Genomic DNA, 26,149 nt, shown 5'->3' with positions numbered 1-26,149 from the left:
TTTATCCTTGGATTTTCAATTTTGCTTTTGGGTTTTTACTCAATTGCTCTGCCATTTTAAAAGCATTGTAAGCATTAACCATTGCAGCCGATTTGCCTACTTCGGAAGCGTTTTTCAATTCCTTCTTTTCGCCAACAACTACTTTTGATGGTAATGGAGTTCCAGAACTCATCAAGATTTGTTTTACTTGCTTAGCCGATAAATTTGGGAAATAAGAACGAATCATTGCCGCTACACCCGCTACATTTGGTGAAGCCATAGAAGTTCCTTGCAAATATTTGTATTTGTTATTCGGGATGGTCGCATAGATTTCTTCCCCTGGGGCAAAAACGTCTACATTGAAAGCGCCATAATTAGAAAAAGAAGCAATGACTCCTTCGCCATAATTATAGTTTAAAGCGCCTACTGTGATTACATTCGAAGCAAACTCTATTTTGTTATCATCTGAATCATTCGGGAAATTAGCATTTTCGGCTAAATCGATATTAAGTCCGTCATTGCCCGCTGCGTGCACAAAAAGTACATCTTTTTTCTCAGCATATTTGATAGCGTCATACACCCATTGCTTGTGTGGTGAAAAACTTTTTCCAAAACTTCCGTTGATGACTTTCGCGCCATTGTCTACTGCATAACGAATAGCCAAAGCAATGTCTTTGTCATATTCATCTCCATCTGGAACGGCACGAATGGTCATAATTTCAACATTATTGGCAATTCCATCTCCGCCTAAATTATTGTTTCTTGATTGTGCAACAATCCCTGCAACGTGAGTCCCGTGTAAAGCCTCTTCTTTGTCTGGACCAAAAACAATGTTGTTCCCGTACTTGGTGTTTTTGATATCGTCTGGATTGTCTCCAACCACTTTACGTCCGTCTAACTCCAAATTCAAATTGTAGTTCAATTGATCGTACACATACTTACGGTACTCCTCCAATTGTGCAGAAAAATCGGCACCAGCGGCATTGGCCAAAATTTGAGTCATCACGGCTTTCGCATTGGTCAACTCAGGCTCGGTAGTTGCGATAGCTTTTACTTCATCTAGCGTATATACCGCTTTTTGCAAATGCTTTTGAACAACTTTGTCAACGTTGATAAGAAAATCGACTTGTTGCTTGCCTTGCATGGCCTCTGCATATTTTTTGTCATAAGCAGCTTTGGCTTGCTTGTAAGTAGCGGAACCATCGTCACCTTTTTTCACAATACGTGTCATTTCTAAGGTTTCGTGCAAATCGTTGCCCAAGAAATTCCAACCGTGTACATCGTCGATAAACCCATTCTTATCATCGTCAATACCGTTGCTAGCAATTTCTTTTTTGTTGGTCCAAAGCACTGATTTCAGGTCTTCGTGCTCAATATCCACTCCAGAATCAATGATACCTACAATGACTTTTTTTCCTTTTTTATCTTTGATTAACTCCGCGTACATTTTGTCGACACTCATCCCCGGAATGCTGTCTGTAGCCAAATCTAAATGCGACCAACGCTGCAATTGTTGCTCGGTTAATTTTCCTTTTTTTCCAGTAAATGTCTGTGCATTTCCTGATAAACAAAAGGCCAAAGCAACTGCCAAAGCCCATTGGGTGTATAGTTTCTTTTTCATAGATAGTATTTTACGATTACTAATTCTTTCCAAAAATAAGAGAAGTGAATTAGATAGCGTGCAATTATTGGCTGTTTTTTATGAGAAAAGCAGCTATAAACCCCATAAAACTTACAAAATAAAAAAAATGATTATTAACAATCAATTCATTAGTTCAAACAAAAGGGATTTTATAAACTTGCAGTACTTTATTACAAACCCCTTTTTATATGAAAACAAAATTACTTTTGTTGTTTTTGTTTTTGACGATTACCTTGCAGGCCCAAACCAATTTGGTGCCCAATGGTGATTTCGAAAACTGGACATCTTCCTCACAACCAGACAAATGGTTCAGATCTTTTAACGGATTAGTATTCCAAAGCACTTCTGCTCAAAATGGAAGTTCGAGTACCAAAATGCAAATTACTAGCGGTACCTTTAACTTCATCAACAGTGAATTTTTTCCGGTTGTAGCCGGTAAAACGTATCGCATTACGATGTATCACAAACTGGTTACGGGTACTTTTTCGGCCATTGACCTAAGTTTGTATCACAAACCAGGCACTTTTAAAGAAGAAATTGCTAAAAAAACAACTGCGGTAACATCCAGCACCGAATGGCGTAAATTAGAATTTGACTACACCCCAACCGTAAGCGAATCTATCGAAGTGGATATTTGGACAACCGGTACGCTGAACTCAGAAATATTAGTTGATAATGTTTCGGTGGTTGATGCGGCTACAATTGGCGCTGCCTATACCTTAATCCCTGATGTAAATTTTGAGAAAAAATTGATTGCATTAGGTTACGATTCAGGTACTCCTGATGGCAAAGTATTGACGTCGAATATAAAGGCTGTAACATCACTCACTCTTGACGCAAAAATCATAGCAGATATAACTGGTATTGAGGATTTTGTAGCTTTAAAAACATTGAATTGCACTAGTAATAGTTGGTCTTCCAGTGGCGGAGATGGTCTATTAACAAAACTGGATGTCTCAAATAACCGGGCATTAACAAGTTTAAATGTTTCTGCAAATAAACTAAAAACTATAGACATCTCGAAAAACGTGCTACTAACCTCATTAAATATTTCTACAAATGGGGTTACTGCATTGGATGTTTCTAATAATGTAGCTTTAAATACACTTTCTTGTTCTAATAACCAATTAACCACACTAGATCTCTCTAAAAATGTGGCTTTATCATATCTTGCTTGTACTAACAATAAATTAAACACACTAGATCTTTCAAAAAATGTGGCTTTAAAGGAACTTTATTGTTCTGGCAATCAATTAACCACACTAGACCTTTCTAAAAATGTAGCTTTAAATACACTTTCTTGTTATAATAACCAATTAACCACAATAGATCTCTCTAAAAATGTGGCTTTATCATATCTTGCTTGTACTACCAATAAATTAAACACGCTAGATCTTTCTACAAATGTGGCTTTAAAGGAACTTTATTGTCCTATAAATCAATTAACCACACTAGACCTTTCTAAAAATGTGGCTTTAAAATATCTTTATTGTAGCAACAATGCATTAACTACCCTTGATCTATCTAAAAATATAGCTTTAACCACACTTAATTGTTCTGAAAACAAACTAAGCAGTTTGAACCTTAAAAATGGTAATAACACTTTACTAACTAATTCAAATATATTTCTTTCATCCAATCCGAATCTAAGCTGTATTTTGGTGGATGATGCTACCTATACCAATACCAATTGGGCAAATAAGAAAGATTCTTTTGCTTTTTTCTCACCTTATGATTGTAGCTTAACAACACAAATAGCTGATGCTAAATTTGAAGACAAACTCATTGCTTTAGGCATTGACACTGATGGTAAAAATGGTGTAGTCTTAAGTTCAAGTATTGCAACTATAACTACATTAGACGTTGCTAATAGTGGTATTTTAGATTTAAAAGGCATCGAAGGGTTTAAAGCTTTGACTACTTTAAATTGTTCTGGAAATCAATTGAAAAAATTAGATCTATCCAAAAACACCACGATAGCAATTTTAAATTGTGCTAATAATTCAAGTTTAACTTGTATACAGGTAGCTGATATTGCTGCTGCTGAAAAATGGAACACTACCAAAGATGCTACAGCAAGTTTTAGTTTAGATTGTACTATTTACACGTTAATTCCTGACGGTAAATTTGAAGATAAATTGATCGCACTAGGGATTGATAAAGATGGTAAAAACGGCAAAGTGGCCACCCAAAGTATAGCGGGCATAACTGTACTTGATGTAAATAATAGTGGGATAACCAACTTAACAGGAATTCAAAATTTTGTAGCGTTAAAAACCTTGAGTTGTGGCAGTAATGGTTTAACCAGCTTAGATATAACTAAAAATGTAGCTTTACAAGATTTATCATGTAATAGCAATAAATTAACCACATTAGATCTTTCTAGAAATGTGGATCTAACATATCTTTCTTGTTATAATAATCAATTAACCACACTGGATGTTTCTAAAAATGTGGCTTTAACGAGACTAGTCATTTATTACAACAAATTAACCACACTAGATCTTTCTAAAAATGTGCCTTTAATAGAGCTTTATTGTAATAATAATCAATTAACCACGCTTGATCTTTCTAAAAATGCGGCTTTAAAATCTCTTGATTGTGAAACCAACCAATTAACCACACTTGATCTTTCTAATAATGTGGCTTTAGAAAGGCTTGATTGTGAAACCAACCAATTAACCACACTTAATCTTTCTAATAATGTGGCTTTAGAAAGGCTTGAATGTCAAAATAACAAATTAACCTCGTTGGATGTTTCAAAAAATGTGGCTTTAACGACACTAAATTGTGGTCCCAACCAAATAAGCTCACTGGACGTTTCTAAAAATGTAGCTTTAAATACACTTTATTGTACACTTAATCAAATAACCACGCTAGATCTTTCTAAAAATGTGGCTTTAACCACACTTTATTGTTCCGAAAACAAACTAAGCAGTTTGAACCTTAAAAATGGTAATAACACTTTAATCAAGTCCGATAAAATAAACCTTTCTAAAAACCCGAATCTAAACTGTATCGTGGTAGACGATGTTGCCTATGCCAACACCAATTGGGCGGGTAGAAAAGATACTCTTGCTTTTTTCTCTCCATATGAATGTAGCTTAACAACACAAATAGCTGATACTAAATTTGAAGACAAACTCATTGCATTAGGCATTGATACGGATGGGAAAAATGGTGTAATCTTGAACTCAAGTATAGCAACTTTAACTACATTAGATGTTAGTAACAGTGGCATTATCGATTTAAAAGGTATCGAGGGTTTTAAAGCCTTGACTACTTTAAATTGTTCAGGAAATCAATTGAAAAAAGTAGATCTCTCTAAAAACACCACGATTGCTACTTTAAATTGTTCTAATAATTCAAGTTTAACTTGTATCCAAGTAGCGGATATTGCTGCTGCTGAAAAATGGAACACTACCAAAGATGCTACCGCAAGTTTTAGTTTAGATTGTACTATATTCACTTTAATTCCAGATGCTAAATTTGAAGATAAATTGATCGCACTAGGGATTGATAAAGATGGTAAAAATGGTAAAGTGAAAACTGAAAGTATAGCTGGCATAACCGCACTTGATGTAAATAATAGTGGGATTACCAACTTAACAGGAATTCAAGATTTTGTAGCGTTAAAAACCTTATACTGTTACAGTAATGGTTTAACCAGCTTAGATATAACTAAAAATGTGGCTTTACAAAAACTATATTGTAATAGCAATCAGCTAACCACGCTGGATGTTTCTAAAAATGTGGCTTTAACAACTCTTTCTTGTCATACCAACAAATTAACCACCTTAGAGATTTTCAAAAACGTAAGTTTAAATTTACTTTATTGTAGTGACAACCAATTAACCTCACTAGACCTTTCTAAAAATGTGGCTTTAGAAAATCTTTATTGTAGTAGTAACCAAATAAGCTCACTTGACATTTCTATAAATGAAGCTTTAAAAATACTTTATTGTGACAGAAACAAATTAACCACTCTAGATCTTTCTAAAAATGTGGCTTTAGAAGATCTTAAGTGTTATAGCAACCAATTAACCACGCTGGACCTTTCTAAAAATCTGAGTTTAATAACACTTACTTGTTATACTAACCAATTAACCACGCTAGATCTTTCTAAAAATGTGGCTTTAACTTCACTTGATTGTGAAACTAACCAATTAACCACGCTAGACCTTTCTAAAAATGTGGCTTTAACTTCGCTTGATGTAAGAAACAACAAGTTTCTTACTATAAATCTCAAAAATGGTAAAAACACTTTAATAACAACGAATTCAATAGATTTAAGATCAAACCCAAATCTAAAATGTATTTTGGTGGATGATGTAACCTATGCTACGGCTAATTGGGCTACCAAAAAAGATGCTTCTGCCTCTTTTAATGCCACGGATTGTACACTGTATACACTAATCCCAGATACTAATTTTGAACAAAAATTAATAGATTTAGGAATTGATACCGATGGGAAAAATGGAAAAGTTATAACTTCTAATATTGTTTCACTAACTAAATTAAATGTTTCAAATAGCTCAATAACCAATTTGACTGGAATTGAAGATTTTAATAGTTTAACTGAGTTAGTTTGTGACACTAATGGTTTAACTACCATTAATTTAGCTAAAAATGAAGTCTTACTGTCTTTAGATTGTTCCAATAATAAGCTAACAAGTTTAGATGTTACCAAGAATATTAACTTAAAGACTTTATACTGCAGTAACAATGAATTAAGCACGTTAAATGTTTCTCTAAACAAAAATCTAACGGAATTGTCATGTAATTCAAATAAATTGTCTGCGTTGGATGTTACGAAGAATACAACTCTAACATCACTAAGTTGCAGCACAAATCAATTGAAAACGTTAGATGTTTCTAAGAATACTCAATTACAATCTTTATCCACTAGTCAAAATTTACTAGAACAATTAAACGTTACTAATAATACAAAACTTGAATCTATTGTATGTAACAACAATTTACTTAGTACACTTGATTTGTCTAAAAATGTAAAAATCACCACGATTGATTGTTCTTACAATAAATTGAAAAGTTTAAATCTAAGAAATGGTAATAATGCATTTGGAGCCGGGATGATGTTTGTAAAGAACTTTACCAACAACCCCGTTTTAACTTGTATAGAAGTTGACGATGTCAATTATTCTAATACCAAATGGGCAACGTACAAAGATGCAACGGCAAGTTATAGTACAGATTGTAAATTTAGTTTACCTTCAAACAATTTTGCTATTGAATCTAAAGGAGAAACTTGCCTTAATACAAATAATGGCGAAATTAACATTACTGCAACAGCAGCCTATGGGTATAAAGCAACTATAAATACAACTGCCTACACTTTTACCAATAACAGTTTAAAAGTAACCAATCTCGCACCTGGGACTTATAAAGTAACCATTACTATTCCTGGTGAAACGTTCGAGCAAATTTTTACTATCGTTATTCCTAAAGGAGCGACTATAACAGGAAAATCAAGTGTGGCAGCAGAGAAAGTAGCGGTTGAAATTGCTACAGGAACGGCTCCATATACTGTTTTCTTGAACGGAGTAGAACAATTTGAGACCAATGCTACTTCTTTTACTGTAGACGCAAAAACAGGCGGTCTATTGGAGGTTAAAACTGCCAAAGCTTGCGAAGGAATTTATGCGAAAGACATTGCTACATTAACGGGTACAATTTCTGCTTTCCCAAACCCAACTTCTGGAGCTTTTGAAATAGAAATACCTGCGACCAACAAAGAGGTTAGCATCAGTATTTATGCATTAGATGGTCAATTGATCTCTAATAAAATATATACCGTTGAAAATGGAAAAGTTCAATTGTCACTGGAGAATCAACCTGCAGGAATTTATATGACTAAAGTGGAGTTTGACCAACCTATTTATGTAAAAATTATTAAAAAATAAAAAATGAAACGTTTAGTATATTTATCAATCGTTAGCCTCATAATCGCTGCTTGTAGTAGCGGTGGCGGTGACGACAAACCCGAAGTTAAAAACACCGCACCCACAGTACCTGCATTGGTAGCACCTTCTGACAACAAACTTTGTTTGAACACAGCAGTTGTTTTTGAATGGAGTGCTGCAACCGATGCAAACAACGATGTAATCACTTATCAATTACAAGTCGCCAAAGACAACCAGTTCACTCAAATAGTGAAAACCGAGGATGTTCAGGGCTTAAGTAAAAGCGTCAACTTAGAAAAAAATACCGCTTATTATTGGAGGCTTAAATCGACAGATAGCAAAGGCCTTTCTAGTGCGTATTCATCAACCTATAAGTTTTACACTTCAGGAGATGCTGTAATCAATCACCTTCCATTTGTGCCTGAGTTGGTGGCACCTACTCAAAATGTGGTGTTGAATACTTCAAGCACTACACTAAAATGGAACGCTACTGATGTTGATGCCACAGATGTTTTGACCTATGATATCTATTTTGGAACCACTGCAAATCCTACAACAAAAATCAAGGAAAATAGTGCTACAAAATCATTTGATGTTACCTTGGAACCTACCAAGGAATATTTTTGGAAAGTAGTTGTTAAAGACAACAAAGGTGGAGAAACCACTGGACAAGTTTGGAAGTTTAAAACCAATTAATCTTTCCCTTTTTTAGTACAAAAGCCCCGTTTTCAATATAAGAAAACGGGGCTTTTTTTATATCCAAATAATCGTTTACAAGACCTCTTCACATGTAAAAACGGCTTTTAAACAAAATATTTAATTCCTGCAAAAACTATCTCCTCTTTTGCCTCTTTGATTAACTCTACGTACATTTTTTCGACACTTTTTCTCAGAATACTGACTATAGCCAAATCTATATGCGACTAACGGAGCAATTGTTGACTGTTTTTGTGATCAAAGTAGATTTAAAACCCATAAAATTTGCAAAACAAAAAAAGATTGATTATTCCTAATAAATTTTTAGCTAAAACAAAAGGGATTTTATAAACTTGCAGTACTTTATTACAAACCCCTTTTTATATGAAAACAAAATTACTTTTGTTGTTTTTGTTTTTGACGATTACCTTACAAGCCCAAACCAATTTGGTGCCCAATGGTGATTTCGAAAACTGGACAAACTCTTCACAACCAGATAATTGGTTTAAATTTTCTAACGGATTAGTTTCCCAAAATGCTATGGCACAAAATGGTAGCTCGAGTGCCAAAATGCAAATTAAAGCTGGAATCTTTAACTTCATGAACAGTGAGTTATTTCCGGTTGTAGCGGGCAAGACCTATCGTGTTTCGATGTATCACAAACTTGTTTCGGGTTCATTTTCTGACATTCGACTCACGTTGTACCATAAACCAGGTACTTTTAAGGAAGAAATCACTAATAAATCAGATGACATCATTTCTAGTACTGAGTGGCGCAAAATTGAATTTGACTTTTCACCAACTGTAAGTGAAAATATTGAAGTTGAAATTTTTAATAGTGGTAATGGTGACTCCGAAATCTTAGTAGATAATGTGTCTGTAATTGATGTGGCTACTCTAGGACCACAATATACTTTAATTCCAGATTTAAATTTCGAGAAAAAATTAATTGCACTAGGACACGACTCTGGTACTCCTGATGGTAAGGTGTTGACTGATAAGATTAATAAAATAACCATTTTGAATGTGTCATCGAGTTCAATTACCAACTTAACAGGTATTCAAGATTTTGTATCGTTAAAAACCTTATATTGTAACGGGAATGGTTTAACTAGCTTAGATATAACTAAAAATATAGCTTTAACTACTCTTAATTGTAATAATAACAAAATAGGCAACTTAGATGTTTCTAAAAATGTGGCTTTAACTGAGCTAATTTGCTATTCTAATCAATTAACAGCAATTGATATTTCAAAAAATATTGTATTAAGTTCCTTAGACTGCAGCAGTAACTTATTAACGACGATAAATGTTTCCTTCAATACTGCTTTAAAATGGTTGTCTTGTTCTTCTAATCAATTAACGTCAATTGACGTAACAAAAAATAGTGCTTTATTCAGTCTTAGTTGCGGTTCTAACAAATTAACCGCTATTGATGTTACAAAAAATATCGCATTAACTAATTTGGATTTTTTCAATAATACTATTTCAACTTTAGATATTACTAAAAATACAGTATTAACAGACTTAAATTGCGCTAGTAACAAATTGACTGGATTAAACCTTACCAATTCTAATGCCCTTAAAGTTTTATTTTGTTCAAATAATCAGATGACCACTTTGGATTTGTCTAAAAACTTAGCTATAGAATGGCTTGTGGTAAGTTCAAATCAACTAACCACTTTAGACCTGTCTAAAAACTCGGGTTTAAAATTGTTTGCTTGCAATACTAATCTATTAACCAGTTTGAATCTCAAAAATGGTAAAAACACACTAATAACAACGAATTCAATTAATCTTGTAGGCAACCCTAATCTAAAGTGTATTTTAGTAGATGATGAGACCTATGCTAATGCTAATTGGTCGACTAAAAAAGATGCTACCGCTTCTTTTAATGCAACCGATTGTACCCCTTATACTTTGATTCCTGACCCAAGATTTGAGGATACATTAATCCTACTTAATATCGATACCGATGGTAAAAACGGAAAAGTAAAAACAGCAAGCATAGAAACACTTACGGATCTTAGTGTAATTAATGCTGGGATTAAAGACTTAACGGGAATTCAAGATTTTAAAGCACTAAAAACTCTGATATGTAACGCTAATGAACTTACCACTATTGATCTTAGTAAAAACATCGCTTTAACAGAGCTTTATTGCAACAATAATTTAATTACCACGCTTGATGTTTCCAAAAACGTAAACCTTTCTTATTTGGCTTGTTTTGACAATCAGATAGCGGTTTTGAATGTAAGCAAGAACGTACTACTTAAAACGCTAAGTGCTAGAAATAATAAAATTGCTAGCTTAGACCTTTCTAAGAATGTACTTTTAGAAACATTAATTTGCAAAGACAATGTGTTGACTAGCTTGAACTTGAAAAATGGTAAAAACACGATATTGTCTATGCTAGATACTAGAAATAATAGTGGTCTTTCTTGTATTTTAGTGGATGATGTTGCTTATGCAGTAGATAATTTTACACAAAAAGATGCAACAGCTGACTATTCGTTAAACTGTTCTTCTACGGTTGTTTATACCACTATTCCCGATGTTAAATTTGAAGAAAAATTAATTGCTTTAGGGATTGATAATGACGGTAAAAACGGAAAAGTAAAAACTACCAGTATCGAATACTTAAAATCGATTAATTTACAAATGGCGGAAATTAAAGATTTGACTGGAATACAAGATTTTAAAAATTTAGAGTTTCTTGATTGTGGCTATAATAGTTTAACACAATTAAACGTAACTCAAAATGTAAAACTAACTGAACTCTATTGTCATTTTAATAAATTGACCGCTTTGGACGTCAGTAAAAACACCTTATTAACTATTATTCAGGCTAATAAAAACAGTTTACAAAAATTTGATGTGTCTGCCAATAAAGTACTTGCAGACTTAAATGTAAAAGACAATCTTTTAACTAGTTTGAATTTAAAAAATGGATACAATACTAAGGCGCTTTACTATTTAACTAAAGGAAATCCTAATTTAACCTGTATACTAGTTGATAACAAATGGTATTCAGATACTAACTGGGCTTCTTCTAAAGACGCCACTGCAACATACAACGATTATAGTTGTACACAGTTTACTAGTATTCCTGATGTAAATTTTGAAAAGAAGTTAATTGAACTAGGATATGATTCTGGAACACCAGATGGTAAAGTACTAACAGCAAACATCTATAAAATTACTAATTTAGATGTTAGTGCAAGTGATATATCAGATCTAACTGGTATTGAAGATTTTGGAGCTTTGGTTCAATTGGAGTGTAATTCTAACAAAATAAAATCAATAGATGTTAGTAAAAACAAAATGTTAACCAAATTAGGCATCTATGAAAACCAATTAACGGCATTGGATGTAACAAATAACACTAAACTAGTTAACTTACAGTGTTCCATTAATCAAATTCCTAGCCTAGATTTATCTAAAAATACCCAATTATTATTTTTATCTTCTGAACGAAACAATTTGACTACTATTGACTTATCAAACAACAATTTAATCAGATTACTATATATTGGTGGAAACAAATTGATAAGTTTGGATACTAAAAATTTAATCGATTTAGAATGGTTAGAATGTGGTAATAACAACATAATTAGTTTAGATTTATCAAATAACGCTAAACTTCTCGAACTTTATTGTTACTTAAATAAAATAACAGTACTAGATGTATCTAAAAATGTCCTGTTAAAAACAATAAACGCAGCTAATAACGAGTTAACTAGTTTAGACCTTTCTAAAAACAAAAACTTAACTTTAGTGTTTATTGTTTTTAATCCACTTAGTTCTTTAAATCTGCAAAATGGTAATAACTCTAATTTTATTACCCCAACCAGCACTAGTAAAACCAATTCAAGTCTAGCCTCTTCTTTCTTGTACTTGAATAATCTTAGCTGTATACAAGTAGATGATGAAAACTATTCAAATGCAAATTGGTCTAAGATAAAGGATGCTACAGCAAAGTACTCTAATTCGTGCTCTAGTCTATCTACTTCGGATATTGTTTTTGAAAAACTAAGTGTGTATCCTAATCCAACAAAAGGTGCGCTATTCATTGATAATGTTTCAGTTAGCAAAGTGGTGGTGTATGATGCTTTAGGTAAAATCATGAACGTTCCGTTTAATAGTAATGGCACTAGTGCTTCGGCTAATTTGGAACAATTTCCAAAAGGAATTTACTATATGTACATAGAAAGTGAAGGAGAAACTACTGTTAGAAAAGTAATAGTGGAATAAAATCTCACTAATCCTTATAAAAAAGGCTATTTCAAATTTGAAATAGCCTTTTTTTTATGAACTTGAGATGAATTTACAACACCTCTTCACATCTGAAGACTTCTTTTAAACGAACGCCTTTTTCGGTGTGTTGTACCGTAATGATTTCGTTGTGGGCATCGTGTTCTAGGAACAAAAAGTGGTTGTGGTCGGCAGCGGCGGTTAATAGTTTGCTTTTTTCAGGCATAGTCAACAATGGGCGCGTGTCATAGCCCATGACATAAGGCAACGGAATATGACCAGCTGTTGCTAATAAATCGGCACAAAAAACGATGGTTTTACCGTTGTATGAAATGTGGGGTAACATTTGTTTTTCGGTGTGGCCGTCGGCATAGAAAATGTCAAAACCCATTTCGGTCGATGCACCAAAATCGCCTTCGGGACGCTGGATAAAATTCAATTGACCGCTTTCTTGCATGGGCAAAAGATTTTCGGACAGAAAAGAGGCTTTTTCACGCGCATTGGGTTGTGTGGCCCATTGCCAGTGGTTTTCGTTGGTCCAGAATTTGGCATTTTTAAAAGCAGGTTCATAGCCTGTTCTGTCATTATTCCATTGAATGCTTCCGCCGCAATGGTCGAAATGCAAATGGGTCATAAACACATCGGTAATAGCATCGCGATGAAAACCATATTTAGCCAAGGAAGCGTCCAAAGAATGACTGCCCCAAAGCGAATAGTATCCAAAAAACTTTTCGGATTGCTTGTTGCCCATTCCGGTGTCGATCAAAATCAAGCGATTGCCTTCTTCGATTAACAAACAACGTGCGGCAATGTCTATCAAATTATTGGCGTCGGCGGGATTGGTTTTGTTCCAAATGGTTTTGGGTACCACGCCAAACATAGCGCCTCCGTCGAGCTTAAAATTGCCGGTTTCTATAGCGTATAACTTCATTTTTGCTTTTTATTTCAAAAGTATGATTTATTGTGATGAAAAATGAAAAATTAGCAAGCAGATTCAGCAGATTTTAACTCATTTTTCTGCGTAAATCTGCGTGAAAACAAAAAGAGTACTTCCTTAACGTAATGACATTATGCGTGAGGGATGGTAGTGGAGCTCTTTTTAGTAAAGGCATTTTTCTTGCCTTTACTAAAAAAGCGGGAACGTACAGCCCGACCCGAAGTTTTTACGTAGGGGCACGCCCAAATAAAACAAAATTCACTTCTAAATCGCCTCAAACAATTTCCCGGGCAAGGGACGAATGACGCCTTTGAGTTCCATATTCAAGAGTAAACTCGAAAGTTTGAACGTAGGCAATTGACAATCTATTGCAATACTATCGAGTATTTCTTTGCCGGATTGCAAAAGGTAATCGTAAATCTTTTGCTCTTCGGGATCTAAAGAAACGAACAATTGTTTTTGGATAGATTTGGTTGGGGTTTGTAGATCCCAATTGAGATGATACACCAAATCGGCTGCGCTGGTGAGCAGTTGTGCTTTTTGGGTTTTGATCAACATGTTGCAACCCTGACTGTATTTGTCCGAAACGCGGCCTGGAACGGCAAAAACGTCTCTGTTATAATCGTTGGCCATATTAGCGGTGATTAAAGAACCTCCTTTTTCGGCCGACTCGATGACAATGGTCGCCTCGCTCATTCCTGCAACAATGCGGTTGCGACGCACAAAGTTTTCTTTATCTGGGTTGGAACTGCTCCAAAATTCGGTCAAAAAACCGCCGTTTTGCTCCATTTTGGCCATGTATTTTTTGTGGGTTTTGGGATAGATTTGATTCAAACCGTGTGCCAAAACGCCAATGGTTTGCAAACCGTGTTCCATAGCCAATTGATGTACCACAATATCGACTCCATAAGCGAAACCACTAACAATAATGGGATTTAATGGCGCCAAATCTTCGATAAATTTTTTACAAAACTCTGTGCCATTGGAAGTGATTTGTCGCGTACCCACGATACTAATGATTTTACGGTTGTTCAAATCGATCGATCCAGCTGAGAATAATAACAACGGACTGTCAAAACAATGTTTTAATCGTTCGGGATAAGTTTCGTCTTGAAAAAAGGAAGCAGCAATGTCGTTTTTTTGAATAAAATCCATTTCGGATTGGGCTTTTTGATAAATGCTCGGATCCTTAAGATTCTTGAGTAATACAGCCCCTATTCCGTCAATAGCTGCCAATTGATGGGATTTTGCTTGGAGAACAGACTCGGCATCGCCAAAATAAGTAATTAATTTTTTGGCGACGATATCGCCTACACCTTCTACACTTTGAAGGGCTAAAAGTGAAAATAATTCGGGTTCGGTCATGCGTATAGTTTTGATTTTGGCGTGTAAAAAATAAAATAACTGTTGCTTTCAATTATGAAAATCATTCTTTAAGCAAGATTTTGCCTTAAAAAATAAAGCTAGAAAATGCTTTTTAGAGGACTTCAAATCGTTGCCTATAGCATTCTTCTATTTTAAGTAATTGAAATTGAAAAGTATAAAATTTAATCGAATTTGTTAATAAAAATTGTGAATAAAATTTTGATAACTATTTTGTATGGCTAACTTTGTTAACATGAAAATCGAACAATACATCTCTCAGCTTTTGTACCGTTACCAATGTGTAGCTGTACCAGGATTTGGTGCTTTTTTAACCGAAACTCAGTCCGCACAATTGCAAGAAAGTACTACTTCATTTTTTCCGCCCAAAAAAATGATTTCGTTTAATGCGAATTTAAAAAATAATGATGGTTTATTAGCACATCATATCGCTCAAGCGGAAAAGACTTCTTACGATTATGCCGTAAGTGCTATTCAATTTGAGGTTTTTAATTGGAAAAAAAGATTAGAAACACATGGTGTTCTTTCTTTCAAAAACATTGGTACTTTTCGATTAAATGCTGATGCTAACTTAGTGTTCACCTCAGAAGACACGAACAACTACTTAACAACTTCATTTGGGTTGAGTCCGTTTGTTTCACCTATGGTCAAAAGAGAATTGTTTGAAAAAGCGGTGGAGGCCAAAACTTTGGTGGAAGAACCCGTGATTAGACACACGCTTACTTTGACCCCTGAAGAAGAAGAGGAAGAAACTAAAGGCCAACGTTACCCGTTTTTGCGTTATGCAGCGATTTTTGTTTTAGGTTTGGGTATTACATCTAGTGTTGGGTATAGTATTTATCAAAGACAAATTGAAAACGAAACCCTTTTGGTAGAAACTTCTGTTCAGAAAAAAGTACAAAACAGAATTCAAGAAGCTACTTTTTTCATAGAAAGCCCTATTCCATCGGTTACGCTTGCAGTGAACACCAGTCCAAAAAAAGAAGTAAGCTCCCTTAAATATCACATTATGGCAGGAGCATACAGAAGTGAAGAAAATGCCAATAAAGAGCTTAGAGCCTTAAAAAAACTAGGTTACGAGGCCAAAAGAATTCCAGAAAACAAAAACGGTCTTTATCCAGTAGTTTATGGAAGCTATGCCACCTTTTCCGAAGCTCAAAAGGCTCAAAAAGAAATCATTGAATATGAAAATCCTGATGCTTGGATTTTGATTCAAACCCTATAACAAATGAAACCTATTCTTTTACGAATAGGTTTTTTTTTGTTATTTAGCTTTTTTAGGAATTCCAACTAGCTTTAAACATTCTTAATTCTTCCCAAGTAAAAGAATCGCCATGTTTCTCTTTTAATGGCGCTAAAGATTCTTCTTGATAACCAAAGAAAGCCTCAGTTAACGCGGCAATTTTTTCCTCAGATAAAACGGTATTGATTTGGATTTTTTGCTCCGCAATTAATTTGGTCAAATGAAGCATCACCGTTTCTTTGGTAATCATACGCATTAAAGCAATTTCCGTAATCGATTTCTTCTGCAACCAAAGTTCGTAAGTTTGCTCAACGGTAGTTTTCTTTTTCTCTTTTGACCCTTTTTTGGAACTAGAATAGCGAACAATTTCTGTTTCTTCTTCGAGTAAAGAACTATTTTGTTCGTTAAAAGCAAGCTTTACTTTTTCTATTTTATTACTTATGTAACTCTTTATAGCTGGTGAAGTTAGTTTTTCTTTTGAAATAGGTTCTCCTGCAACCACCGTAGCGACCAAAAGCTGGGCTTTCATGAGCTTTATAACCGCTTTGGTTTGAAGCTCTTCTAATTGAGACAATTCTTCGAAAAAACCTTTGGCCTTTTTGCTGTGTTGCGTTTCTTCTAACTTCCAAAGCAATTCTTCTACCAAGGCGTCCATTGGTTTCCAAAAATAGGCATATGCTGCATTGATGCGTTCAAAAACGTAATTCAAATCAACGGTTTCAGCAGCAAATAATTTTTTCAAATGAAGAACAAATTTAGAGGCAGGATCTAAAAGTTGTTCCATAGTTTGAGCTTGCGATTTGGCCCATTGCGCATGTTTAGATTTTATAGAAGCTTCGGACACTTCGCCATAACTAAAAAAATGATTGCGCCATTCTTGTGCTAAATCCTTCCAATCGAATGTAGTACACAAATAATCTAAGATAAAATTCTTTGTTTCGAAATGCAATGCAGATTGTAAATACGTTTCGCTAGCTTTATTTTGAGCATAGTCCATTACTTCTTGATCGTTCGAAATACCATTCATTCGTAGCGGAGAAAGCAAAATAAGGCCATTTAATGAACGTAAACGCGACAAAGCAACATATGCTTGTCCGGGAAGAAAAACTTGCGATACATCAAGCGCAGCTTTGTCAAACGTTAATCCTTGACTTTTGTGAACCGTAATGGCCCAAGCCAATTTGATGGGATACTGCACATACGTTCCCAAAACTTCTTCTTCAATTTCCTTGGTCAATGGGTCAACTTTGTAACGAATGTTTTGCCATTCATACTTTTCAACTTCAATAGTTTTATTTTCTTCAGCAAAATGCACCCGAATTTCTTTATCGGTTAATGAAGCAATTGTTCCCATTTTTCCGTTAAAATATTGTTTATCAAATGACAAATCATTTTTGACAAACATAATTTGGGCTCCTACTTTCAGTTCTAATTGAGACTCCAATGGATAAATCTTCTCTGGAAAATCTCCCGTAATTTCAGGATAAAAACGATATAATTTCTCCGTTAATTCTTTTATAGATTCAGTATTAATAGCATCTGCTTTGACATTATGTGTCGTTAAACAGATATAGCCTTTATTGGCTTTTAAATCAAAATTAGGCTGAACATATTGATTTAAAATTTCGATATCTTCTTTTGTTATTTCGTTGTTTCTCAAGTGATTTAAAACAGAGATAAAACGAACATCGGTTTGGCGATATATATGAGATAACTCTATGTACAATGGAGGATCTTGAACCAAAACATGCGAGTGAAAAAAGAATTTTCCGCGATAATAGTTACGCAAAATTCGCCATTCCTCATCTTTGACCACAGGAGGTAATTGTAGTAAATCTCCTATAAATAAAACTTGAGCACCGCCAAAAGGCTTTGGATTTTTGCGAACGGTTTGCATCATGAAATCCATTGCGTCTAACAAATCAGCGCGTAACATACTAACTTCATCAATGATAAGCAACTCCATATTACGAATAACTGCTTTCTTGAGTCCGCCCATTTTAAAATGGCGCTTTAAGGTAGATTTGGTTTCAAACTTAGAATTTTCTAAAAACTGAGGTTCAGAATAATCAGGAATAAATGCTCCAAAAGGTAATTGAAACATCGAATGAATAGTAACACCATTGGCATTCAAAGCTGCAATACCTGTAGGCGCGACGACCACAGTATTTTTATGCGTAGTTTGAATAATTTCCCGTAATAAAGTGGTTTTTCCTGTACCTGCTTTTCCCGTGAGAAAAACAGAACGATTGGTTTGATTAATAAATTGAAGTGTGTAAACAGCGGCTTGAGAAAGAGTTTGCATAAGGCGTATAAATAAAGAACTAAAATATTAAAAAATAGTAGAAGTAAACTATTGTAAATCAATAAAAAAAATTAAAATTTTGAGATTTAAACATAAAAAAAATATCAAATCTATCCAAAAAAAAAGCCTTCAATCTGAATAGATGAAGGCTTTTATAACAATAAAAAAGCTTATTTCTTAACTTCTTTTTCTTCTTTAGCACCACCTGCTTTGTATTTGTCATTCAAAGCTTTGATAATATCTTTAGTAATATCAAATTTATCTTCTGCGTACAAAATAGAAGCTGCATCACCTGTACCGTAGATGTAAGCATATCCTTTTTCTTTTCCGTAAGCTTTAATAAATTTCTTTACACCACTTACTAAAGAATCCATTTCTTTTCCGCTTTCCATTTGCAATTGTTGAGACAATGCTTGTTGTGCATATCCTAATTGTTGCTCTCTTTTTTGCAATTCAGCACCTTTCTTCTGAGCCCATTCTTGACCATTAGCTTGTGCTTGTGCTTGAAAATTGGCAGCTTCTTGTTTAAAACGACTAATTTCAGCTTCTAACTGACGTCCTTTCTCTTGTGCTTGGGCTTTATATTTAGCTTCAAGATCTTTTGCTTCTGTATATTCTTTCATTAATTCAGAAGTATCCACGTATGCTGTTTTTACTTCTTTTACTTCTGCTTTTTTATCACAAGACACAATGGCTAGAGCAAGGGCTAGGATAAGTAATGATTTTTTCATTGGAGTTAATTTATTTTTATGATGTAGGACAAAAATATAAAAAAATAGTTAGCAACTACAGAAAGTTTGAAAATTGCCACAAATTTAGTTATATCAATTTTTATTATTAAAGCATATTATTCTATAAAAATACTTGATTAAAATTGGATTTAATAGCTTACGGATACCGAATTAATTTTAAAAATCCATGGTTCAGACTGCTTCTGATCAAAAACAAGGCTAAAAAGAGCTTAAAATTATTTTTAGGTGTTTTTAAGCACATATATGTGTGAAGAATACTCCTTATTTTGACTTCCTTCCCAATTTGAACGCAAACCGATAAAAAAGGCTTTGATAAAATTCATTTTTCCTGTTTTGTATTTTTCGGATAATAAACTCACATAAAAAGAATCAAACTTCATCGGAAGTATTTTCTTTAGCGACATATTCTCTTTTTGAAAAAGCATTTGAATCGATTGTTTTGAAAAATGCCAAAAATGAATCGGTACATCATAAGCTGCCCAAAAATTTTGATAATGTTTGGCATCAAACGATTTAAAATTGGGAACCGCCACAATTAGCGTTCCTGTCGGTTTTAATAAACGCTTTAATTCTTTTATCTGAAAATCCAAATCTGGCACATGCTCCAACACATGCCACATCGTGATGCAATCAAAACTTTGAGAAGCCAAATCGGTCGTATCTTTTACAAAAGAAATGCCTTTTCCTTCTGCAATGGTTTTGGCCTTCTGACTTGGTTCAATACCTATAGTTTTCCATCCATCATTTTGAGCTACTAACAAAAAATCACCTGTTCCGGCACCAATATCCAAAAGTTGTCCTTTTGAGGATTGTTCGGTATTAATTAATTGCAATTTGTTTTTTAAAGCAATTCCTTTTACAAAATGATAGGCTTTTTCAAATAAACTACGCTTTGAGTCGGTATGCGAAATATAGTCCACACTTTCATAGTACTTTCCTAAATTGTCTAAACTAGGTTGTGGATGTGTTATCAGCATATCCAAAGCTTCATCGTGATACAATTCAAAAATTTCTTGAGAAACAGAATAATCTTTTACAGTAAGAAAATGTTTTTTTGATAAAATAGTCATGAGTAGGTTAATTTAATAAAAAAACTATTGCTCTTTTATGAGCAATAGTTGTATAATATAATCGTTAGTTTCACGTGGAACAAAATAAACATCTATTTGTGATAAAATAAGTTTAACGTCCCATATAAATCAAAAGTACAGAAATATCACTTGGTGACACACCACTAATACGTGAAGCTTGTGAAATAGTAATTGGTCGAATTATTTCTAATTTTTGCCTTGCTTCTATAGACATTGATTTAATTTTAGAATAATCGAAATTTTCAGGAATTTTTACTTCTTCTAAACGAGTAAGCTTATCAGCATTATTTCTTTCTTTTTCAATATAACCAGAATACTTTACTTGAATTTCGGCTTGTTCTAAAATCTCTTGGTCTAAATTATTTTGATCGATATAATCTTTAACTTTATCAAACTTCAAAATATCTTCTAAATCAATTTGTGGACGAGAGAAAATTTTAAACATTTTATCCCCTTGAGAAATCAATGCTGTTTCTTTAGATTCTAAAATAGGATTCGCTTCTGCTACCGTTACACTAGTTTCTTTGAAAAAAGCAACCATCTTTTCGGATTCATTTAATTTATGTTCCATTCTACGTAAACGCTTTTCAGAAGCTAGACCAATTTCATACGATAAAGGCGTTAGTCTAAAATCAGCATTATCTTGACGCAATAAAGTTCTATACTCAGCGCGAGAAGTAAACATACGATAAGGCTCTTCTGTTCCTTTTGTGATTAAATCATCGATAAGCACACCTATGTAAGCTTCATCACGTTTTAATATTAAAGGCGCTTTTTCTTGAATTTTTAAATGAGCATTTATTCCAGCCATTAAACCTTGCGATGCAGCTTCTTCATAACCCGTCGTTCCATTTATCTGCCCAGCAAAATACAAGCCGTCAATTAATTTTGTTTCTAACGTATGCTTAAGTTGTGTGGGCGGAAAATAATCATATTCGATAGCGTAACCAGGTCTAAAGAATTTTACATTTTCAAAACCGACAACTGAACGTAACGCTTTAAATTGAATATCTTCTGGCAATGAGGTAGAAAATCCATTTACATACACCTCACAGGTTTGCCAACCTTCAGGTTCGATAAAAAGCTGATGTCTTTCTTTATCCGCAAAACGATTAATTTTATCTTCTATAGAAGGACAATAACGCGGCCCTAAACTTTTAATTCGTCCATTGAACATAGGAGAACGATCAAAACCTTCCCTTAAAATGGAATGCACTTCATTTGAAGTATAGGTCATATAACAAGAGCGTTGTTGAACAAGTGGAGACGTTTCATCTGAATAAGAAAACTTATCTGGCTTTGCATCCCCTTTCTCTTCATTCATTTTTGAATAATCCAAAGAACGCCCATCCACTCTTGGAGGCGTACCCGTTTTCATTCTACCGGATTGAAAACCCACTTTAACCAAATCTTCGGTAATACCATAGGCAGCACTCTCTCCTGCTCTACCACCACCAAATTGTTTTTCTCCAATATGAATTAAACCATTCAAAAAAGTACCATTAGTTAAAACCACAGCCTTTGATCGAATTTCTACACCGAGTGAAGTTTTGATTCCTTGTACCTTTCCTGATTCAATTATTAATCCACTAACCATTTCTTGATAAAAATCAAGATTTAGTGTGCGTTCTAACATCAAACGCCATTCCTCTGCAAAACGCATTCGGTCACTTTGAACACGTGGAGACCACATAGCAGGTCCTTTAGATTTATTCAGCATTTTGAATTGAATAGCTGTTTTATCAGAAACGATTCCAGAATAACCCCCCAAAGCATCAATCTCACGAACAATTTGCCCTTTTGCAATTCCACCCATTGCAGGATTACAAGACATTTGAGCAATGTTCTGAAGACTCATTGTAACCAAAAGCGTCTTTGAACCTAAATTTGCAGCAGCAGCAGCAGCCTCAGACCCAGCATGACCAGCACCAACAACAATAACATCATACTCGTTTAGAAACATCGTAAAAATTTAAAAGTAAAAATTAAAGTAAATTGTTCCACGTGAAACTATATAAAAATCTTATTTATCACAGAACACAAAAAAATGTTCCACGTGAAACCTTATCACAAAAACATTATAAAGAAAATATGTTTCACGTGAAACATATAAAATAAACAATCTAACTACTGTTCCACGTGAAACAGTTTGATTTTCTCATCCTCCTTTTGGCGCATTATCAATTCGTCTTTATCAGTTTTGTCTTTATATCCACAATAATGAAGAATACCATGAACCATCACACGTTTTAATTCTTCACTAAAAGAAACATTAAAATCTAAAGCATTATCATGAACACGTTCAATAGATATGAAGATATCGCCATTCAATTCATTTCCTAAACTATAATCAAAACTAATAATATCAGTTAAAGTATCATGATTTAAATACTCAACATTGATGTTGTGCAAATAATCATCATCACAAAAAATATAATTAATTTCTCCTTCATTTTTGTTTTCGGAAACAATTACTCTAGACAACCAATCTGAATACAATAATTCATTGTCTAACGTAAAGTCACTTTCATAATTAAAATCAATCATTTTTATTAAAATATTCTTGAACCTTCTGGTTAAAATTGGAGCGCAAAGGTAGTGATTGTCTGTTTAATATTTCAACACTATTTATATATTGTATCAAGTTATTGGGTAGAGACTTAGAAGTGTTATTAAAAGCTTTAAAATTTGTTTCTGATTGACGTTTAGAATCCTGACCTTGTTGTTGCAAAGCAGTGTCTAACTTAAGCAATTCATGATTCAAATTAAGAATACGTTGTAATACTTCATTCTTAAAACCTTTGTTTAAAAGTTGTTTTTCTATCTGATTCATTTGTTCTAAAGCATTTTGCCCAACACCGTTTAAACCGTTTTTATTTAATTCGTTTTGTAAAGCATCTCGTAATTGCTTTTGTTCCTTGTAAATTTCAAGGATTGACTTTGCGTCACCTTCACCCCCTGAATCTTCATTTCCTTGAGTACCTTTTGAATCAGATTTGTTGCCAGGTTTTGTACCACCATTAGACTTACCCTCACCTTTCATTTGTTGCTGCATTTTTTCTCCTAACCCTTTTTGCTTAGAAATAATGTCTGGTAGTTGCATTCCTTTGCCTTGGCCTGGTTTAGGGTTACCGCTACTCATGCCAGATAAATCCATTTGCATATTGTTTAATTGTTCACTCAAAAAATCTGCAAGTTTATTCGCTGAAGCCACACTAAATTGTTGGTGAGAAAGTCCTTTAGAAACAATTCCGTTGCCCAGTTTATCAATAGCATTATCTAAATTATACTGTACAGTTCCTATTTCTTTAGTAACTTCATCAGCAATTTTTGGATTACGAAGTGACATTGCGAATAAAGAATCATCAACATGTTTGAACTGTGTTTTTAAAGTTTGTTGTGTTTTTAAATATTTGTTATATGTAGCAGAACCTACTTTAGTAGATTTAAATTGCTTCATAACGTCTTCTTGAGAGTTAGAAAAAGCCAATAAATTATCTAATATTTGACGTAACATTTTGATGTCTTCTTGCAATTGTTCCTGTTCTCCACTTGCCATAGCTTCTTTTAATTTTTCACTCATTTTTTTCATGTTTTGTGAAGCATTCTTTTGAGAAGATTGCGCTTTAGATGCATTCCTTTTACCTAGATTTTCTTTAGCACTATTTAAATCTTGCTTAATATTTTGTTGTAAATCTTTAGTATTAGGTATATCTATTGGAGATTTTAAACTCTTATTTTCTTTCAACACATCATTCAACTGCTCTTCAAGAGAATTGAATTCATCATTAATTTTATCTTGAGCTTTACTTTCTGTAGAAGGATCCTTAGAAAGTTTATTTTGCTCGTTAGACAACTTATCCAACTTATCTGCAATTTGATTTGCTTTTTTATCAACGTAATATCTTTTAGTTAATTCAACTAATTGTTCTAAAGTCTTTACTTGATTTTTACTGTTTTGCTTAAACTGTTGCAACTTATCTTGCAAATCTTCATTATTCAATTTGTCATTAAGTTCTTTTAACTCGTCTAATAATTGTTTATTTTTATCTATAGCACTAGTAACTTTATCTAAACGTTTTTCTAAAGTTTCTTTTGTTTTATCGTTATTCTGAGACTTATCCTGATTTAAATTCTCTTTAATTTTTTCAGAAAAAGATTTCATTAATTGATCTTGTTGTGATTGTCTTTTAATAAAATCATTAACCATCTGCTGGTCTTTAAACTCTAAATCCTTTTTCTCTTTAGAGGATTTATTTAGTTTATCCAAATCAGAAAATTGTTTAGATTGCTTTTGCAGCGTTTTCTCAAGACTATTTAAATTAGAGTTCTGTTCTTCTATAAGAGTATCTTCTTTTTCAGAAGCTGTACTTACTCGATTACTAAAAACGATGGAACGAGTACTTTTAAAATGATGAACAGCATCATTGTCGAAAACTTCAAAATAAAAGTCATAAGAAACACCTGCCCTCAAAGGAAGATTACCAGGTAAAGAAAAAACAAATTGATCAAAAGTACCAGAATTAGAAGGCAATGTTCCACGTTTAGCAGTGAACGGTTTCCCTTTCTCATAATAGACTATTTGAAGTTTAGAAAATCCGTAATCATCTCCTATTTTTCCAATAAAAAAACTCTTGTCCACTTTTAAACTGTCAGGTGCTTGTTCCACATCAATAGTTGGGTACTGATCCTTAACAATGGCTAATTGATAATTCAATTTTTCGAAGTTTTTTACATTCTTATTAGATGTAATTACTTGATAATCTGTATTTTGATTAACAATTTTATTAAAAGTAAAAATATTAGATTGTAATAGAAATGAAGAAGTTACACGATTTGAATTAAAAACAACAGATTCAGTAGCAGAGCTTACTATTTTCCAATTCACTAAGGTACCTTCTGGTATAATGGCATTACCAGTACCTTTAACTACTTCTGGTTTTCTATTTAAATAAGAAGGAAAATGAAGAAACATTTCAAAACTAGATATAGAAGGAACATCAATAACTTTTAGTTTAAAATCAGGAGAAACTACAACATTCGCTTCGAGATGGAAAATTATATCTGAGGAAGGAGCAACAAATTTATACTGGAATTCCCCAGGACCGCTATTTTCCATAAAATAACTCTCATCACCAATAAACAGCATAACATTTTCAGGTAAAACAGTACCAATGGATTTCACTTTTAGAACAAAATCTTTGTTTTCTTCAACAATCAAATTAGGGTTTTGAATATGTAATTGAAAAGGTGCTGGTTTAACAAATGCAGCTTTATAATGAATTACACGATTTAAACTTTGAGAAATAATAGTACTATTACCTGAAACAAAAAAAGCAAAAAGAAAAAACAAAGGAATTAAAGCAATAGGCAAATATCTTTTATTTGATTTAAAACTGATGGCTTTACCAAAAGGAATTGGTGCTAGATTATCTGATTTTTGTTGAATAGATGCCAACAAAAGCTCTGATTGCTCAACAGTATTTTGAGATAATTGAATATAATTAAGCAACTTATCCTTTACTTGAGGGAAATGATTCCCAATAATTGTAGAAGCTTCTTGATAAGAAATTCCTTTTTGTAGTTTAAATAATTTGAAAACTGGAAACGCTATAAAACGAGAAAATAAATACACCTCTACTCCAACAAAAGTCCAAAATAAAAAAGTTCTAGCAGCTGGTTGAAGCCATAAAAAAAATTCAATAAAAAGCGTGAAAATAAAATAGAGTAAACCAAAACCAATAAAAAGTAAGGTTCCACGTAAAAGCTCATTAGTATAAAACTTCTTTATAAAAGCTTCTAATTTTTGATATATAATATTGGTTGAATTCACAGAAGATAAATTGATAATATAACCCATAAAAGTACAATTTTATATGAATTAAAAACATAAAAAAAATTGAACCTGAAAGTTAGCTATACTAAGAAGTAAAAGAACTAAAA

General features: G+C 33.3%; 13 protein-coding genes. 4 read left to right on the top strand and 9 right to left on the bottom strand.

The features are described from left to right. Position 1: 1 nt before the first annotated feature. A complete protein-coding gene (locus FLB_RS10915; RefSeq protein ID WP_064715990.1) occupies positions 2-1,600 on the bottom strand; it encodes a S8 family peptidase in 1,599 nt (532 codons plus the stop codon). A 209-nt stretch (positions 1,601-1,809) separates the two neighbouring features. On the opposite strand from FLB_RS10915, the gene FLB_RS10910 reads away from it, so the two are divergent. The 3 genes from FLB_RS10910 (at position 1,810) to FLB_RS10900 (ending at position 12,495) form a co-directional block, all read left to right on the top strand. Then, positions 1,810-7,545, top strand: coding sequence for a T9SS type A sorting domain-containing protein (locus tag FLB_RS10910; protein ID WP_064715989.1), 5,736 nt, complete (start codon positions 1,810-1,812; stop codon positions 7,543-7,545). 3 nt (positions 7,546-7,548) lie between these two features. Continuing rightward, entirely contained in the window at positions 7,549-8,241 is a 693-nt protein-coding gene (locus FLB_RS10905) for a SusE domain-containing protein (protein WP_064715988.1), read from the top strand. 384 nt (positions 8,242-8,625) lie between these two features. Then, the gene (locus tag FLB_RS10900) at positions 8,626-12,495 is read left to right on the top strand and encodes a T9SS type A sorting domain-containing protein (protein WP_064715987.1); all 3,870 of its coding nucleotides are present in this window, start codon (positions 8,626-8,628) and stop codon (positions 12,493-12,495) included. A gap of 73 nt (positions 12,496-12,568) precedes the next feature. Here the strand turns inward: FLB_RS10900 and FLB_RS10895 are convergent, their stop codons facing one another. After that, positions 12,569-13,426, bottom strand: coding sequence for an MBL fold metallo-hydrolase (locus FLB_RS10895; protein ID WP_064715986.1), 858 nt, complete (start codon positions 13,424-13,426; stop codon positions 12,569-12,571). Positions 13,427-13,696: 270 nt separating this feature from the next. Next, positions 13,697-14,797, bottom strand: coding sequence for a DNA-processing protein DprA (gene dprA, locus FLB_RS10890; RefSeq protein WP_064715985.1), 1,101 nt, complete (start codon positions 14,795-14,797; stop codon positions 13,697-13,699). Positions 14,798-15,050: 253 nt separating this feature from the next. Between dprA and FLB_RS10885 the strand changes: the two genes are divergently transcribed. Beyond that, on the top strand, positions 15,051-16,040 hold the full coding sequence (locus tag FLB_RS10885) for an SPOR domain-containing protein (RefSeq protein WP_064715984.1): 990 nt from the start codon (positions 15,051-15,053) through the stop codon (positions 16,038-16,040). A gap of 52 nt (positions 16,041-16,092) precedes the next feature. On the opposite strand, the gene FLB_RS10880 is transcribed toward FLB_RS10885, so the two are convergent. The 6 genes from FLB_RS10880 to FLB_RS10855 form a co-directional block, all read right to left on the bottom strand. Beyond that, entirely contained in the window at positions 16,093-18,363 is a 2,271-nt protein-coding gene (locus FLB_RS10880; protein ID WP_064715983.1) for a helix-turn-helix domain-containing protein, read from the bottom strand. Positions 18,364-18,533: 170 nt separating this feature from the next. Continuing rightward, positions 18,534-19,094, bottom strand: coding sequence for an OmpH family outer membrane protein (locus tag FLB_RS10875; protein WP_064715982.1), 561 nt, complete (start codon positions 19,092-19,094; stop codon positions 18,534-18,536). 242 nt (positions 19,095-19,336) lie between these two features. Further along, entirely contained in the window at positions 19,337-20,185 is an 849-nt protein-coding gene (locus tag FLB_RS10870) for a class I SAM-dependent methyltransferase (RefSeq protein ID WP_064715981.1), read from the bottom strand. A 112-nt stretch (positions 20,186-20,297) separates the two neighbouring features. Continuing rightward, on the bottom strand, positions 20,298-22,169 hold the full coding sequence (gene mnmG / locus FLB_RS10865) for a tRNA uridine-5-carboxymethylaminomethyl(34) synthesis enzyme MnmG (RefSeq protein ID WP_064715980.1): 1,872 nt from the start codon (positions 22,167-22,169) through the stop codon (positions 20,298-20,300). A 164-nt stretch (positions 22,170-22,333) separates the two neighbouring features. Continuing rightward, positions 22,334-22,753 carry an rRNA maturation RNase YbeY gene (gene ybeY, locus FLB_RS10860; protein WP_064715979.1) on the bottom strand — a complete coding sequence of 140 codons (420 nt, stop codon included), beginning with the start codon at positions 22,751-22,753 and terminating at the stop codon, positions 22,334-22,336. Beyond that, complete coding sequence (locus FLB_RS10855; RefSeq protein WP_231891074.1) at positions 22,746-26,066, bottom strand: DUF4175 family protein; 3,321 nt, start codon at positions 26,064-26,066, stop codon at positions 22,746-22,748. The genes ybeY and FLB_RS10855 overlap by 8 nt, the downstream gene beginning before the upstream one ends. Between the last annotated feature and the right edge of the window lie 83 nt (positions 26,067-26,149).

It is taken from the genome of Flavobacterium succinicans, from assembly GCF_001662485.1.
In the GTDB taxonomy this organism is placed as follows: Bacteria; Bacteroidota; Bacteroidia; order Flavobacteriales; family Flavobacteriaceae; genus Flavobacterium; species Flavobacterium succinicans_A.
The sequence above is the reverse complement of the archived record's forward strand: the minus strand, read 5'-3'. Positions and strand labels throughout refer to the sequence as shown.